The sequence below is a fragment of the Roseobacter sp. HKCCD6576-2 genome (assembly GCF_013179285.1).
GTDB classification, from domain to species: Bacteria; Pseudomonadota; Alphaproteobacteria; order Rhodobacterales; family Rhodobacteraceae; genus Rhodophyticola; species Rhodophyticola oceani.
The window spans coordinates 56888-70355 of record NZ_WVNW01000002.1; the positions used below are offsets into that span (position 1 = coordinate 56888).

Sequence of the window (13468 nt, forward strand, 5' to 3'; positions counted from 1 at the left end):
GGACAAATACGATGAATGAAGCGGTTGTTGAACTAACCGATGTCTGGAAAGTCTTCGGAAAACGCGCCACCGAGACGATTGAGGCCGCGCGATCTCGGGGCTTGAACAAGCCCGAGGCCCTTGACGAATTCGGCACGGTGATTGGGGTGCGCGAGGCGACATTCTCGGTCTCGCGCGGCGAAATCTTCTGCATCATGGGTCTGTCGGGTTCCGGTAAATCCACGCTTGTGCGCCATGTGAACCGGCTCATCGAACCGTCAGCCGGGACGATCAAAGTGCTGGGCGAAGATGTGGGCAAAATGGATGCCAAAGAGCTGCGCATGATGCGCGCCAAGCATATTGGCATGGTGTTTCAACATATGGCGCTGATGCCGCACCGCTCGGTGCGGGAAAATGTGGCTTATCCGTTGGAGATACGCGGCGTGCCGAAATCGCGCCGTTGGGCCGTGTCGGATCACACGCTCGGCCTGGTGAATCTGGACGGCTATGAAGACCGGCTGCCGCGCGAGCTTTCCGGTGGGATGCAGCAACGCGTTGGAATTGCCCGCGCCTTGGCCTCCGACCCCGAAATTCTGCTAATGGACGAGCCGTTTTCGGCGCTCGACCCGCTTATTCGCCTGCAATTGCAGGATCAGTTTAAATCGCTTGTTGAAGACCTAGACAAGACGACGCTGTTCATCACCCACGATCTGGATGAGGCGATCCGCATCGGCCACCGGATCGCGATCATGAAAGACGGCGTGATCGTGCAAATCGGCACGCCGGAAGAGATCGTGACCCAGCCCGCTGATGATTATGTCCGTGAGTTCGTCCAGGGCATCTCGCGTCTCAAACTGGTGCGGGCTCATACGATTATGGAGCCGATGAACGGCATCGATCCAGCGTCGCTGAACGGTGCGCCGCGCGCCGATCACGAAAGCGATCTCGACGCATTGATTGATATCTCGGTCGGCACGGACGGGCCGATTGTGGTGACCGTTGATGGCCAAGATGCGGGCGTTGTGAGCAAGGCGACGCTGCTGCGTGGCATCCAGGGGGGCAAGTAATGACCGATACATCCACCACACCGCGCGCCGAGAATGTCGCCGATATCGAGATGGATCACGCGGCGTTCAACGCCTCGGTGGCCGAGTTTGCCGTTACGAACCACGAGTATTACGCGAGCGCCTTCCGCAAGATCCACAACACCACGCGGGGCATCCCGCTGACGTTTAACTGGGCCGCCGCATTGCTCGGGCCGATCTGGTCCGCCGCGCGTGGCATTTGGGGCGGGTTCTGGGGGTTCTTGATCCTTGAGATTATCGCCTGGGTTCAGATCGGGCGCGGTACATGGGGCGAGTTGGGGGCCGACGATCTGGCCCGCGCCGCCACCCAGGAGGCCCGCGCGCAGGACTTCCTGCAACGCGCGGCGGATGCCGTGGCCGCTGGCGAGGATGGCAGCCGGTTTGAGACGCTTGGCAACAACTTGCTGCGCGCCGCCGAACGCAGTCGCGAAGCCGCCGATGCGATGGCGGCGGATTCCGTTCAGATTCTGATCACGGGGTTGGTTCTTCTAGTCGCTATTCGGGTGATCCAAGGGGTCTGGGCCAATATTGCCTTGGAAAAACAATATGAACGCTGGCGGATCGACCCCGATCTTGTGCCATCCGGCGTGAACACAACCAACCTGATCTTGGGGATCGCGCTGGCTTTGGCTATTGCGCCGCTCACGGTCTATCGCTTCACAGTGGAAGACGTCACCGAGTTTCTGACCTCTTTCCCCGCCAATCCCGATCACTATTCCGATACGGCTAGGTGGCTGGAGGATGTGATCGACGCGGCGGCCCGCAATGGGGCAGGGGCCTTCGACGGCATCGTCCTCGGCATTCGGCAAATCCTAGACACCATTTCGGTGGCGCTGATCGGCACGCCTTGGCCGGTGGTGATGACGGTGATTTGTGTCGTCGCCTGGCGTGCGGCGGGCCCGCGTGTGGCGATCTTCACCGCTGCGGCGCTCGCCTATATCGCGTTTCTGGGCTATTGGGAGGTCTCGATGGAGACCGTCGCTCTGGTCGGGTCGGCGGTGTTTCTCTGCGTGCTGATGGGCATCCCGCTTGGCATCTGGTTTGGCAAATCCAAACACGCCTATCGGATTGCCGAGCCGGTCTTGGACTTGATGCAAACCCTGCCGGCCTTTGTCTATCTGATCCCGATCATCGCGTTTTTCGGAACCGGCAATCCGCCGGGTATTCTGGCCACGATCATCTTTGGCATGCCACCGGTGATCCGCCTGACAGCTTTGGGGATGCGGGGCGTGCCCGAAAGCATCAAGGAGGCGGCCAGCGCCTTCGGCGCGTCGAACTGGCAAATCCTGCGCGATGTGGAGCTGCCGCTGGCCCGACCGTCGATCATGACTGGGGTCAATCAGACGATCCTGATGTGCCTGTCGATGGTGGTGATCATCTCGCTGATCGGCGGGGGCGGTCTGGGCCAGGAAATCCTGGAGGCGCTGCAATTCGCGGCCAAAGGCCCCGGTATCCTGGGTGGTCTCGCCATCCTCTTCGTCGCCATGGTCATCGACCGGATCGTCCAAGGCGCGTTCCGCCGCCGCGATTTGAAAGATGAACATTGATCGGTTGTTCTGTGGTGGGGTTCGAGCTGACATAACCCCGAGGCGTGTATGGGAGTTAACGATCTCACCTTGTCGTATAGATGCCGGGGAGATCGTTTCTTTGCCTGCTAATGTGGGGCTCGTCCAAGCCGCCTGAGTTGGAGATGCGCATAAGCGGCCAAGCGAATCTGACGACGTGTAGTTGATGTCTGACACAGGCGTAGACAACACATCGAAGAGTATGGATTCGACCAGCGGGCGGTCGCAAGAAAATGGCACGTTCGGGAACGGGTGGGAATGCCTGAGTTCAGTCGAAATGCGTCGGCTGTAGACTTTAGTCCTTAGGGCCACAGCAAGCCTTTGTTTCTAAGGCTTTCAATGTGATACAACGAGGTAATTGGCTCCGGCGGTAGGGATCGAACCTACGACCAATTGATTAACAGTCAACTGCTCTACCGCTGAGCTACGCCGGAACTGACGGCGCGTATAGCAAGCCGAATTTGTCCCGTCCAGAGGGCGCGGGCGAAAAATCGTGCAAATCTGTCAAAGGCGTTCAAAAACCGCTTCGGCATGGAGAGGACCGCGAGATGACACAAGGTTTCGTTCCATGAAATCAATGAGATGGGCGAGAATGTTGCGCTCGGCGGCGGGGAGGAGGGCTGCGGGCGTGTCGGTATAGATCAGCTGTGCCAAACGGCGGGTGTCGGCCGGTGTGGCTTCGAGTGCGGCCAGGATTTGCGCTTCGCGCGCCTGACGATGAGCCATCAAGTCGGCGCAGCGGGCTCTTGGGTCAGATATTGGCGCGCCGTGACCCGGATAGTAGATTTGATCCTCGCGGGTTTGGAGCCGGGCCAGGGACGCATAAAACGCGGTCATATCGCCATCGGGCGGCGAGATCAGGGAGGTCGCCCAGCCCATCACCAGATCGCCGGAAAACAGCGCGCCGTTCCAGGCGAAGCTCAGGTGATTGGCCATATGGCCGGGCGTGGCGATCACATCGATCTGCCAACCGTCGCCTGCAATCTGATCACCATCGGCAACTTGATCGTCGGGGACAAACGCGTCGTCCACGCCTTCGCCGCCGCCGATCAGGCCGGCCTCGGCCAAAGCTTCCATCGCTTGACTGCGGCCCCAATTGCTTGGGCCAGCGGCCAGAACCGGCGCACCGGTGGCGGCGGCCAAAGGATGGGCGAGGGGGGAGTGGTCCAAATGCGAATGGGTGATCAGGATCGTGCTGATGCGTTGGCCCGGTCTCACCGCTGCCAGAATAGCGTGCAGATGGGCCTCGTTCATCGGCCCGGGGTCGATCACTGCCAGATCGGTTTCGCCAATCAGATAGGTGTTTGTGCCCTGTTCTGTCATCGGCGACGGGTTCGGCGCCAGAATCTTGCGCAACATCGGCGCGATTTCAGGGACCTGCATGGCTTGCCTCTTTGCAGCCCAGGCCCCGCGCGGTTACATGGGCCATGGCGTTTGGTTGGATGAAACGGGTGTTGCCGCGGGGGCTTTATGGCCGGGCCGCCCTGATCCTGATTGTTCCGGTTGTTTCATTGCAGCTTGTCGTCTCGGCGGCGTTCCTGCAACGGCATTTCGAGAATGTGACGCAACAATTGACCGCCGGATTGGCGCTCGACTTGCGCTATGTCCTGACCCGTTTGGAACAAGACGGTGAGGAGGCGGCGATGACAACCGCGGCGGCATTGCAGATCACCTTGACAGAGGGTCAAAGCGTGTCCGGCGAAACCGTGCGGCCCTTTTATGATTTCTCGGGCCGAGAGGTGATTGCCATTCTGAACCGGGATATTCCAGAGACGCGTTATGTCGATCTGGCGGCTCGGCACCGTGTCGTGATCGTCGGGTTGGAAACCGCAAATGGGGTCTATGAAGTTGCGCTGCAGCGCCGTCGAGTCTCAGCGTCAAATCCGCATCAACTGCTGGTTTTGATGGTGTTTACCGGACTTCTAATGACCGGTATCGCTTATTTCTTCCTTCGCAATCAGCTGCGTCCGATCCGCCGCCTTGCGAAGGCCGCCGATGCTTTTGGCAAGGGGCGCATCGTGGAGTATACCCCGCGCGGCGCGCTCGAGGTGCGCTCCGCCGGGCGCGCCTTCCTTGATATGCGCAACCGGATCGAGCAGCAAATCGAACAGCGAACCATGATGCTCTCGGGTGTCAGTCATGACCTGCGGACGCCGTTGACGCGCATGAAGTTGGGCCTGAGTTTGCAGGAAAAGACGTCCGATATCGAGGCGCTTGAGCAGGATGTTGAAGAGATGCAGGCGCTTTTGACAACCTTCCTGGATTTTGCGCGCGCAGATGCGTTGGATGATCCGGTGCCGACCGACCCGAAAGCCTTGGCCGAGCGGATCGTGGAGGATGCGGCGCGGGGCGGTGGAGAGGCCGAGTTGTTGGCACCTGAAGCGGTGCCCCTGGTCGATATTCGCCCGCAAGCGGTGCGCCGCGCGCTCGGCAATTTGGTGTCCAACGCGATGCGATATGGCCGTCGGGCGCGGGTGACGCTGCATGTCTTGGATCATGCGGTGCGCTACACGGTCGAGGATGACGGGCCGGGGATTGCGCCTGAAGATCGGGCCGAAGCGCTCCAACCCTTCGTGCGTCTTGATGCGGCCCGCAACCAGGACCGCGGCACAGGCGTCGGCTTGGGGCTGGCCATTGCGAATGATATCGCGCGCAGCCATGGCGGCACGTTGCGCCTGAGCCGAAGCGATGCTTTGGGCGGGCTCAGGGTCGATCTGGTTCTGGCGCGGTAGCGCTTAGTCGTTCCAAGGTTGGTGCAGCGGCGTGGCCGCATCCATTGCTTGGAAATAGAGCCGTTTGTGCGCCATGGCCCGTTGCCGTCGTATCTCGCCGCCCGAGAACTCAGCCCCGGCCATGTTGTAGCCCATGCGCGACATCTGCCGAAGCGCAAAGGCAAAGAGTTTCAGCCGATCCATATTGGGTCCCTCCGGTCATGCACGTTAAAGAGGGCGCCAGCGCCTTGGGTGCTGGCGCGGCGTCAGTATCGCCCAAATTGGTTAATAAGTCGCATCACCCTGTCGTGTGGCCGGCGTGACACGGGTTTGGGAGCCCGAGATTGGGCAACACAGGCAGTCGGCGGCGAGTGGTAGGCCCGGCAGGACTCGAACCTGCAACCAAAGCGTTATGAGCGCTCTGCTCTAACCAATTGAGCTACAGGCCCGCCTGGAGCAGAGGCTTAGCAGCTTGCGGGGGAGCGTCAAGCTTGCCCTGTGATGCGGGCTGGCCTATGGCCTTTGGGATCACGGATCCAGGGAGCTTTCTTGATGCCAAACTTATCTGCGCTGTGCCTGCGTTATCTGATGTGGATCGTGGCCCTTCGTGTGCTGCATATCCTCGCGGTGCAGTTCCTGGGCTTGCCGAACACGCTTGGCACCACAGTGATTTTGGCCGCGGCACCTGCGGCCGATATTGGGATGCAAGCGCTGCGCCGAGCGGGCGGCGTTTTGGATCGGGCGGCTTGGGGGCAATTGGCCTTGGCGCTTTTCGGCACCTATCTCGCCATGGAACTGGTCGTGATCGGGCTTTTCGCGCCGCAGTTGTTTGCCACGCTGCTCACAATGCCCGTGCTGATTGTTTGGGGCCTGACCTTGGCCATGATCATGCTTTTTCTTTGGATCGGCGCGCGACAAGAGGCGCGGCGTTGAGGCGCAAATCGCGCATGGACTTGGCCCGGGCGCGTTGTTAGCAGGGGGCCAAAGCTGCAAGGGGACATCTGCCACATGAGCCAAGGGAAAAACGGCCTGACCTATGCCGAGGCGGGCGTGGATATCGATGCGGGCAACGCGTTGGTGGATCGGATCAAACCATTCGCTGCGGCCACGAACCGGACCGGTGTTATGGCCGGGCTTGGCGGGTTTGGTGGGCTCTTTGATCTGAAAGCGGCGGGATATGACGACCCGATCCTGGTGGCGGCGACCGATGGGGTTGGCACCAAGCTTAGAATCGCGATCGACACCGGGAATGTGGGCACGATTGGCATCGACCTTGTGGCGATGTGTGTAAATGACTTGGTGTGCCAGGGTGCGGAGCCGCTGTTCTTCCTGGATTATTTCGCGACCGGCAAATTGGAACTGGAGAGCGCCACGCAGATTGTCGAAGGCATCGCCAAAGGTTGCGAAGGGGCGGGTTGCGCGCTGATTGGTGGCGAGACGGCGGAAATGCCGGGCATGTATGGCGCGGGCGATTTCGACCTGGCCGGTTTTGCGGTTGGCGCGATGGAACGCGGTCGGGCGCTGCCTGCGGATGTGGCCCCGGGCGATGTGCTTTTGGGTCTTGCCTCTGATGGGGTGCATTCAAACGGCTATTCCCTGGTGCGCCGGATCGTGGAGGTCTCAGGGCTTGGCTGGGATGCAGATGCGCCTTTTGCGGAGACGTCTTTGGGGGCGGCGCTCCTGACGCCGACGCGGCTTTACGTGAAACCGGCGCTTGCCGCGATCCGCGCGGGCGGCGTGCATGGTCTGGCCCATATCACCGGCGGCGGGCTGACTGAGAATCTGCCGCGCGTTTTGCCCGAAGGGGCAGGGGCGGAGATCGACCTCGGCGCCTGGAACTTGCCGCCTGTCTTCAAATGGCTGGCCGAGACCGGCGGCTTGGCCGAGGCGGAAACTTTGAAAACCTTCAACGCCGGGATCGGCATGGTGCTGGTCGTGGCGCCGGATCGGGCCGAAGCCCTGAGCGCATTGTTGCAAGCCGAAGGAGAAACCGTTTGCCAGCTTGGAACGGTGACTGAGGGCGCGGACGTGGCCTATACCGGGGCGCTTGGGTGACGAAACGCGTCGCGATCCTGATCTCGGGCGGCGGCTCCAATATGGTCGCGATGGCCCGTTCGATGACCGGCGATCATCCGGCGCGGCCTTGCCTGGTTCTGGCCAATTCAGCGGAGGCGGGGGGCTTGGCAAAGGCCGCCGAGATGGGCATTCCGACCTCAGTCGTGGATCATCGCCCGTTCAAAGGCGATCGGCCCGCCTTTGAGGCCGCTTTGACCGAAGCGCTTGAGGCGGCAGACCCAGATATCATCTGTTTGGCCGGGTTCATGCGCGTGTTGACCGAGGCGTTCGTCAGCCGCTGGCAGGGGCGGATGCTCAACATCCACCCGTCGCTTTTGCCGAAATATCGCGGGCTGAATACCCATGCTCGCGCATTGGCGGCGGGGGATGCCGAACATGGCTGCACCGTGCATGAAGTGACACCGGCGCTCGATGATGGGCCGATCCTGGGGCAAGCGAAACTGACGATCGCACCCGATGACACGCCGGAGACTCTGGCCGCACGGGTGCTCAAACTGGAGCATGAGCTTTATCCTGAGGTCTTACGTCGGTTCGCCTCGGGGGATGATCGGCCACTCTATGTGGGGCCGGAAGGCTAGGCGCGCGTTCCGTTCGATATTCGCCAACACCGTTTCGTCGATGCCGAAGATCATCGTAGCGGGCCTTGGCCCCGACGACGCAGCGGCCTTGCCCCTTTTCATTTTCGCGGTCGTGGCCTATCACCCACCGTCACAGAGTTCTTCCAGCCTTTAGGAAAAGACCCCGGTTTGCCCCAGACCCTGACCACCACCGAGGCGCTCGCCGCATTTTGCGCCCGCGCCGCCACTGTTCCCTACATCACCGTCGACACAGAGTTCCTCCGCGAGCGCACCTATTTCGCGCAGCTTTGCCTGGTGCAACTGGCGCTGCCGGGGGAAGACGAGGCGGATGCGGTCTTGGTCGATCCTCTGATCGATGGCCTATCGCTAGAGCCGCTTTACGACCTGTTCCGCAACGAGGCGGTGGTGAAGGTGTTCCATGCGGCGCGCCAGGATCTTGAGATCTTCCATGTCGAGGGCGGCGTGGTGCCCAGCCCGCTTTTTGACACGCAAGTGGCGGCCATGGTCTGCGGCTATGGCGACCAGGTGGGGTATGAAACTCTGGTGCGCAAGATCACCAAAAGTGGCGTTGATAAATCCTCGCGCTTCACCGATTGGTCGCGCCGCCCATTGTCCAATGCGCAGCAGTCTTATGCACTGGCCGATGTCACGCATCTGCGGCAGATCTATGAGCATCTGGCCGGGCAGCTTGAGTCTTCGGGCCGCACCGCCTGGATGGAGGAGGAGCTGCGCACGCTGACCGACGCGTCGAGCTATGTTGTGGCACCAGACAACGCCTGGCGGCGTCTGAAATTGCGGAGCAATTCCGGCCGGTTCCTGGCGATTGTGAAAGAACTGGCGGCATTCCGCGAGACCCATGCGCAAAGCCGCAATATCCCCCGCAACCGGGTGATCAAAGATGATGCGCTTATGGAGATTGCCTCGTCCAAGCCGAAAACCATCGAGGATTTGGGCAAATCTCGGTTGCTGCTGCGCGAGGCGCGGCGCGGTGATGTGGCCGAGGGGTTGATCGCTGCAATTGCGCGCGGCGTCTCAGCGGACCCAAAAACCTTCCCCGCGCCACCTGCGGGCAAAGACCGCTCAGCCCTCAACCCGGCATTGGCGGATCTTCTGCGGGTGCTGCTGAAGGCCAAGGCGGAAGAGGCGGGCGTGGCGCAGAAGCTGATCGCCTCAGCTGCCGATCTCGACGATATCGCGGCGGGTCATCACGATGGGCTTTGGTCGAAAGGCTGGCGGCGCGAGGTGTTTGGCGAGGACGCATTGCGCCTAACCCGCGGCGAGATTGCGCTTTCGGCCAAAGGTCAGAAGGTGAAAATCATCGCGGTCTAGCGGCGGCTGACACTTCGCCGGTTGCTTTGCGCCTGCACCACGATCGTGCGGACGCCGTCTAATTCCTGCGTGCTCAGCTCCGTCCCCGCAAGAATCTCGCGCGAGCGCTGTGTCCCTTCGCGGGTTGCAACGGGCGGTTCAAACACCCGGAACTCAAAGACCAAGCGGCCCTCGGCGCGCTCGACTTCAACCAGATCGGCGGCCCAGTAGCCTTGGCGCGGCGGCAGCCCCATCGCACGGATGATCGCGCCGCCCGGATGCGGGTCGACATTCAGGCTGATCACTTGGCTGACCAATGGCCGTGGATCGACAACGGTGACCGTTTCCACGATTTCGACGCGTTCTTCGCGGTCATTGCCGAACCAATTGAACGGGTTCAGCCGGGTCGAGCAGGCCGCAACCCCCAGAATCAATGTCAATGTGACCAGCAGACGGAATGTCATGGTGCCCCTCCGGCGTCTTCTTGGCTTTGTGCCTAGCGCATTGACGGCGCGTTGAAAAGCGCCTCTGGACCTTTCGCATCTCGGGCCTTACCTCATGATCAAGTGAAGGAGGCACCGATGGCCAGCGCTGCGTTTGAAGAGATTGCCGAGACATTCGACTTCCTGGAGGACTGGGAAGAGCGCTATCGCCATGTGATCGAGCTGGGAAAGGCCATGCCACCGCTCGACGAGGCGTTTCGCGTGCCGGCAACCAAGGTCGATGGTTGCGCCAGCCAGGTCTGGATCTTGCCGCAGATCGACGGGCAGGGTTCCGGCGCGGTGTTCCGGTTTCAAGGCGAAAGCGATGCGATGATCGTGCGCGGCTTGATCGCGGTGTTACATGCGCTCTATTCGGGGTTGACCGTTGATGAGGTTTTGAAGGTGGATGCCGGTGGGGAACTGGCCCGTTTGGGTCTGAACGATCATCTGTCATCGCAACGCTCCAACGGGCTCCGCGCCATGGTGGAGCGCATCCGCGATTTGGCGGGTGAGACGGCTGCGGCGGCCTAGAGCGTTTTCAAAGCGACCTCTAGATCGCCATAACCTGTGAAGCGGCGTTCAAAATCCAACTTTAAGAATGCCGCGCAGTCTTTTGCTTTTTCAGTTAGTTCTGGGTTGTCCGTTTGGGCTTGATAGACCAGTTTCGTGTAATGCCCAAAATACATCTCGCGCAGCTCAGGATGCCGATCCAGGCCAAGCGGCTTGGTGACAAAAGCGTCGAATTGCCGGACCAAGAAATCGGTGAGATAAAACGCGGTGATTTCACTTTCGCTTCGCTCCGCAAAAGCCTCATTTCCTTCAAAAAAGCTATAGCAATGCGGGCCTTCTAGCATCTCCACGCCAAGTGCTGCGCAACGTGCTTGCAACAGGCCGCCGGTGCCGCAATCGGCATAGAGCACGAAGATCTGCTGATACGCCGCGCGATGCGTGGTGACCGCAGCCTCGACCGCATCGGGAATTTTCTCTGGGTGATTATGTAGATTGGCTGGCAGGCAGTGCAGGTCCAGATGCCTCCAGCCATTGGCTCGGATCAGCGCCAAGACTTCGCGGGCCAGTGCGCCGCAGGCCAAAAGCAGCACCTGACCTTTGCCCTCAGGGGCGAGGCCGGTTTCGGTCAAGCTCTGATCATCCAGCCGCATCAGGCCTCCTTTGTCTGGCGCCATCGCGGCCCGAGAACCGAGAAGGCGAGCCCAACCATGATCACCACCGCGCCGAGGATTTCAACCGCTGTCAGACGCTCACCCAGGACCCAAGCGGCCGTTCCGATGCCCACCACCGGAATTAAAAGCGCGAAAGGGGTCACATCCGCCGCCTTGTGCCGAGCCAGAAGCGCGCCCCAGAGCGAATAGCCAAGAACCGTGGAGATCAACGCCACGTAGATCACGGCGGCCCAGCCCTCCGCGCTTAGGGTGGCGATGGTCGCGACTGGGTCCGGCCCTTCCACGGCAAATGACAGGGCGAACATCGGCAAGGGGGGGATCAAGCTCGCCCAGATAAAGAGCGGCAGCATGGCCACGCCGCCCAAGCCTTTCAGGATCAGATTGCCCGAGGCCCAACAGAGTGCACCGCAGAGCACCAAGGCGAGACCAATTTGGGTCAGGTTCCCGCCCGCGCCCAGGCCGAAAATCACCAATCCCAAAACCGCCACGGCGATGCCAAACGCCTGGATGCCCCGCACCCGTTCACCAAGGAAAAGGGCCGACAGCAGAATGGTCAGCGGCGCTTGCGCCTGTAGCAGAAGCGAGGCCAACCCGGCCGTCACATCGGCGCGCATTGCGGCGAAGAGAAAGGCAAACTGCCCCATATTGATCAAGACGCCGACCGCGATGATCTTCCACCAGGGGATTTGCGGGCGGGGCAGCAGCGCCAGGAGCGGCAACAGGATCAAGAAGCGGAGGCCCACAAAAAGAAACGGTGGCAACTCATCGAGCGCCAGTTTCATCGCTGTGAAGTTCGAGCCCCAGGCGAGGATCACCACAGCGACCAAGAGCAGGTCACGGGGCGGCATGGGCACTCCTCCATGTCATCGCAAAACCGGCACCGGCACACGGCCGGATGGGGTCAGGAGGTAAACATCGCGTCCTTCGATGACCACCGCGGAGAGCGGCCCGCCATAAGCGACACTGCTATCCAGGTTCACGCGGTTGCCGTGATGTTCAACCTGATCCACGGGCGTGTGACCATGGACAATCAGGGGCCCGTGATCGCGCGTATCTGTCATGAATTCGTCGCGGATCCACACCAAGTCTTCCTCGGTCTGCTCTGCCAGCGGGATACCGGGCCGGATGCCGGCGTGTACAAACAGGCAGTCGCCGACGCGGTGAGAGAGCGGTCGGGCCGCCAAAAACGCGCGATGCGCCTCCGGCACGGCGCGGCGGGCGGCTTGGTGCAGATCGGGTTCAGCCAGCGAGGGGTCAACGCCGTAAGAAGCGAGCGTGGTCATCCCGCCCATCGACGGGCTCAGATAGGTCAAACCAACGCGCAGCCGCGGATCGTCGCGGCGTTTCGGTTCAAGAAACCAGCTCAGCAGCCGGTCATGATTCCCGAGCAAAACAACCACGCGCGGATCCGTCTGTTCCGCAGCTCGAAGGAATTCCACGACACCGGCGCTATCGGGGCCGCGATCAACAAGGTCGCCCACATGGATCACGGGCGCATCTTCTGTCCCGTAACGCGCCCTGTCTTCCGCAATCAGATCATGCGCGACCCGGAGCTTGTCCAGATGGCCGTGAATGTCTCCGATTGCATAGCTGATCATGGTGAGAGCAAACCGGGATATGGGCGCAGGCGCAAGACCAGAGGCCACTGGGTCAAAAGAAAAAAGGCGAGCCTTGGCCCGCCTTTTCGCTGCATCTGATTGTGCGGGGCGTTCAGGCGTTGGCGGCCAGTTGATTATGCTTGCGCGCCATCCATTCCTTGGCGGTTTCCACGGCCACGGCGGCATCGCGGCAATAAGCGTCCGCGCCGATCGCTTTGCCAAACTCTTCGTTCAACGGCGCGCCGCCGACCAGAACGATGTAGTCATCGCGCAGGCCTTTTTCGGCCAGGGTGTCGATCACCACCTTCATATAGGGCATGGTCGTCGTCAAAAGCGCGGACATGCCGAGGATGTCGGGCGACTCGTTCTCGAGGGCTTCGAGATAGCTCTCGACAGCGTTGTTGATGCCCAGATCGACCACTTCGAACCCGGCACCTTCCATCATCATCGAAACGAGGTTCTTGCCAATATCGTGAATGTCGCCTTTGACCGTCCCGATCACCATCTTGCCGACACGCGGCGCGCCGGTTTCGGCCAGAAGCGGTTTCAGGATCGCCATACCACCCTTCATCGCGTTAGCGGCCAAGAGCACTTCGGGGACGAAGAGAATCCCGTCACGGAAGTCGTTGCCGACGATGGTCATACCGCCCACCAGTGCTTCGGTTAGGATGCGATACGGCTCCCATTTCCGTTCGAGCAGGATGTTCACACCCTCTTCGATCTCTTCTTTCAGACCATCATAGAGGTCGTCGAACATCTGTTGGACAAGCTCATCATCATCCAGATCGGCAAGGATGATATCGTCTTCTTCATCGGACATGATTAGGCTCTCCCTCTATTGGGTGTGCTGTTCGCGTTTGAGTTATTAGCTAAGGATAGGCCGCGAAATAACGCGCTGGATTGCG

At 60.9% G+C, this 13468-nt stretch carries 15 protein-coding genes and 2 tRNA genes; 8 read left to right on the plus strand and 9 right to left on the minus strand.

Features of this window, described 5'->3' with window-relative positions:
* Window positions 1-11: 11 nt before the first annotated feature.
* Both GTF44_RS07310 and GTF44_RS07315 read left to right on the plus strand, forming a co-directional pair.
* Entirely contained in the window at window positions 12-1046 is a 1035-nt protein-coding gene (locus GTF44_RS07310; protein WP_145209765.1) for a glycine betaine/L-proline ABC transporter ATP-binding protein, read from the plus strand.
* The gene (locus GTF44_RS07315; RefSeq protein WP_171560411.1) at window positions 1046-2611 is read left to right on the plus strand and encodes a proline/glycine betaine ABC transporter permease; all 1566 of its coding nucleotides are present in this window, start codon (window positions 1046-1048) and stop codon (window positions 2609-2611) included. The genes GTF44_RS07310 and GTF44_RS07315 overlap by 1 nt, the downstream gene beginning before the upstream one ends.
* 377 nt (window positions 2612-2988) lie before the next feature.
* On the opposite strand, the gene GTF44_RS07320 is transcribed toward GTF44_RS07315, so the two are convergent.
* A tRNA-Asn gene (locus GTF44_RS07320) sits at window positions 2989-3063 on the minus strand.
* A 70-nt stretch (window positions 3064-3133) separates the two neighbouring features.
* Window positions 3134-4012 carry an MBL fold metallo-hydrolase gene (locus tag GTF44_RS07325; RefSeq protein ID WP_171560414.1) on the minus strand — a complete coding sequence of 293 codons (879 nt, stop codon included), beginning with the start codon at window positions 4010-4012 and terminating at the stop codon, window positions 3134-3136.
* A 59-nt stretch (window positions 4013-4071) separates the two neighbouring features.
* On the opposite strand from GTF44_RS07325, the gene GTF44_RS07330 reads away from it, so the two are divergent.
* Window positions 4072-5361, plus strand: a complete 1290-nt coding sequence (locus tag GTF44_RS07330; protein WP_253261324.1) for an ATP-binding protein — start codon at window positions 4072-4074, stop codon at window positions 5359-5361.
* A 3-nt stretch (window positions 5362-5364) separates the two neighbouring features.
* Here GTF44_RS07330 and GTF44_RS07335 read toward each other — a convergent pair whose 3' ends face one another.
* Window positions 5365-5544 (minus strand): hypothetical protein, encoded by a 180-nt coding sequence (locus GTF44_RS07335; protein WP_145209717.1) that lies wholly within the window; start codon window positions 5542-5544, stop codon window positions 5365-5367.
* 168 nt (window positions 5545-5712) lie between these two features.
* A tRNA-Ile gene (locus GTF44_RS07340) sits at window positions 5713-5789 on the minus strand.
* A gap of 103 nt (window positions 5790-5892) precedes the next feature.
* On the opposite strand from GTF44_RS07340, the gene GTF44_RS07345 reads away from it, so the two are divergent.
* From GTF44_RS07345 to rnd, 4 genes are all read left to right on the plus strand, one after another.
* Window positions 5893-6273 carry a hypothetical protein gene (locus GTF44_RS07345; protein ID WP_171560419.1) on the plus strand — a complete coding sequence of 127 codons (381 nt, stop codon included), beginning with the start codon at window positions 5893-5895 and terminating at the stop codon, window positions 6271-6273.
* 75 nt (window positions 6274-6348) lie between these two features.
* The gene (purM, locus tag GTF44_RS07350) at window positions 6349-7395 is read left to right on the plus strand and encodes a phosphoribosylformylglycinamidine cyclo-ligase (RefSeq protein ID WP_171560422.1); all 1047 of its coding nucleotides are present in this window, start codon (window positions 6349-6351) and stop codon (window positions 7393-7395) included.
* The gene (gene purN, locus GTF44_RS07355; RefSeq protein ID WP_171560425.1) at window positions 7392-7994 is read left to right on the plus strand and encodes a phosphoribosylglycinamide formyltransferase; all 603 of its coding nucleotides are present in this window, start codon (window positions 7392-7394) and stop codon (window positions 7992-7994) included. Before purM ends, purN begins: the two co-directional genes overlap by 4 nt.
* A gap of 168 nt (window positions 7995-8162) precedes the next feature.
* Entirely contained in the window at window positions 8163-9323 is a 1161-nt protein-coding gene (rnd, locus tag GTF44_RS07360; protein ID WP_171560427.1) for a ribonuclease D, read from the plus strand.
* Here the strand turns inward: rnd and GTF44_RS07365 are convergent.
* Window positions 9320-9766, minus strand: coding sequence for a hypothetical protein (locus tag GTF44_RS07365; RefSeq protein ID WP_171560430.1), 447 nt, complete (start codon window positions 9764-9766; stop codon window positions 9320-9322). The two genes, rnd and GTF44_RS07365, sit on opposite strands and share 4 nt — an antisense overlap.
* A gap of 117 nt (window positions 9767-9883) precedes the next feature.
* Between GTF44_RS07365 and GTF44_RS07370 the strand changes: the two genes are divergently transcribed.
* Window positions 9884-10315 carry a SufE family protein gene (locus GTF44_RS07370; RefSeq protein ID WP_145209698.1) on the plus strand — a complete coding sequence of 144 codons (432 nt, stop codon included), beginning with the start codon at window positions 9884-9886 and terminating at the stop codon, window positions 10313-10315.
* Here the strand turns inward: GTF44_RS07370 and GTF44_RS07375 are convergent.
* The 4 genes from GTF44_RS07375 to GTF44_RS07390 form a co-directional block, all read right to left on the minus strand.
* Window positions 10312-10944 (minus strand): DUF1638 domain-containing protein, encoded by a 633-nt coding sequence (locus GTF44_RS07375; RefSeq protein ID WP_171560433.1) that lies wholly within the window; start codon window positions 10942-10944, stop codon window positions 10312-10314. The two genes, GTF44_RS07370 and GTF44_RS07375, sit on opposite strands and share 4 nt — an antisense overlap.
* Window positions 10944-11813 carry an EamA family transporter gene (locus GTF44_RS07380; RefSeq protein ID WP_171560435.1) on the minus strand — a complete coding sequence of 290 codons (870 nt, stop codon included), beginning with the start codon at window positions 11811-11813 and terminating at the stop codon, window positions 10944-10946. The genes GTF44_RS07375 and GTF44_RS07380 overlap by 1 nt, the downstream gene beginning before the upstream one ends.
* 15 nt (window positions 11814-11828) lie before the next feature.
* Complete coding sequence (locus GTF44_RS07385; protein ID WP_171560438.1) at window positions 11829-12563, minus strand: metallophosphoesterase family protein; 735 nt, start codon at window positions 12561-12563, stop codon at window positions 11829-11831.
* A 112-nt stretch (window positions 12564-12675) separates the two neighbouring features.
* The gene (locus GTF44_RS07390) at window positions 12676-13383 is read right to left on the minus strand and encodes a corrinoid protein (protein ID WP_145209686.1); all 708 of its coding nucleotides are present in this window, start codon (window positions 13381-13383) and stop codon (window positions 12676-12678) included.
* Window positions 13384-13468: the final 85 nt, after the last annotated feature.

What these genes read in the sequence shown, in the direction of transcription:
- GTF44_RS07310 (WP_145209765.1), top strand. Translation starts at nt 12, where the DNA reads ATGAATGAAGCGGTTGTTGAACTAACCGATGTCTGGAAAGTCTTCGGA.
- GTF44_RS07315 (WP_171560411.1), top strand. Translation starts at nt 1,046, where the DNA reads ATGACCGATACATCCACCACACCGCGCGCCGAGAATGTCGCCGATATC.
- GTF44_RS07325 (WP_171560414.1), bottom strand. Translation starts at nt 4,012, where the DNA reads ATGCAGGTCCCTGAAATCGCGCCGATGTTGCGCAAGATTCTGGCGCCG.
- GTF44_RS07330 (WP_253261324.1), top strand. Translation starts at nt 4,072, where the DNA reads ATGAAACGGGTGTTGCCGCGGGGGCTTTATGGCCGGGCCGCCCTGATC.
- GTF44_RS07335 (WP_145209717.1), bottom strand. Translation starts at nt 5,544, where the DNA reads ATGGATCGGCTGAAACTCTTTGCCTTTGCGCTTCGGCAGATGTCGCGC.
- GTF44_RS07345 (WP_171560419.1), top strand. Translation starts at nt 5,893, where the DNA reads ATGCCAAACTTATCTGCGCTGTGCCTGCGTTATCTGATGTGGATCGTG.
- purM (WP_171560422.1), top strand. Translation starts at nt 6,349, where the DNA reads ATGAGCCAAGGGAAAAACGGCCTGACCTATGCCGAGGCGGGCGTGGAT.
- GTF44_RS07365 (WP_171560430.1), bottom strand. Translation starts at nt 9,766, where the DNA reads ATGACATTCCGTCTGCTGGTCACATTGACATTGATTCTGGGGGTTGCG.
- GTF44_RS07370 (WP_145209698.1), top strand. Translation starts at nt 9,884, where the DNA reads ATGGCCAGCGCTGCGTTTGAAGAGATTGCCGAGACATTCGACTTCCTG.
- GTF44_RS07375 (WP_171560433.1), bottom strand. Translation starts at nt 10,944, where the DNA reads ATGCGGCTGGATGATCAGAGCTTGACCGAAACCGGCCTCGCCCCTGAG.
- GTF44_RS07380 (WP_171560435.1), bottom strand. Translation starts at nt 11,813, where the DNA reads ATGCCGCCCCGTGACCTGCTCTTGGTCGCTGTGGTGATCCTCGCCTGG.
- GTF44_RS07385 (WP_171560438.1), bottom strand. Translation starts at nt 12,563, where the DNA reads ATGATCAGCTATGCAATCGGAGACATTCACGGCCATCTGGACAAGCTC.
- GTF44_RS07390 (WP_145209686.1), bottom strand. Translation starts at nt 13,383, where the DNA reads ATGTCCGATGAAGAAGACGATATCATCCTTGCCGATCTGGATGATGAT.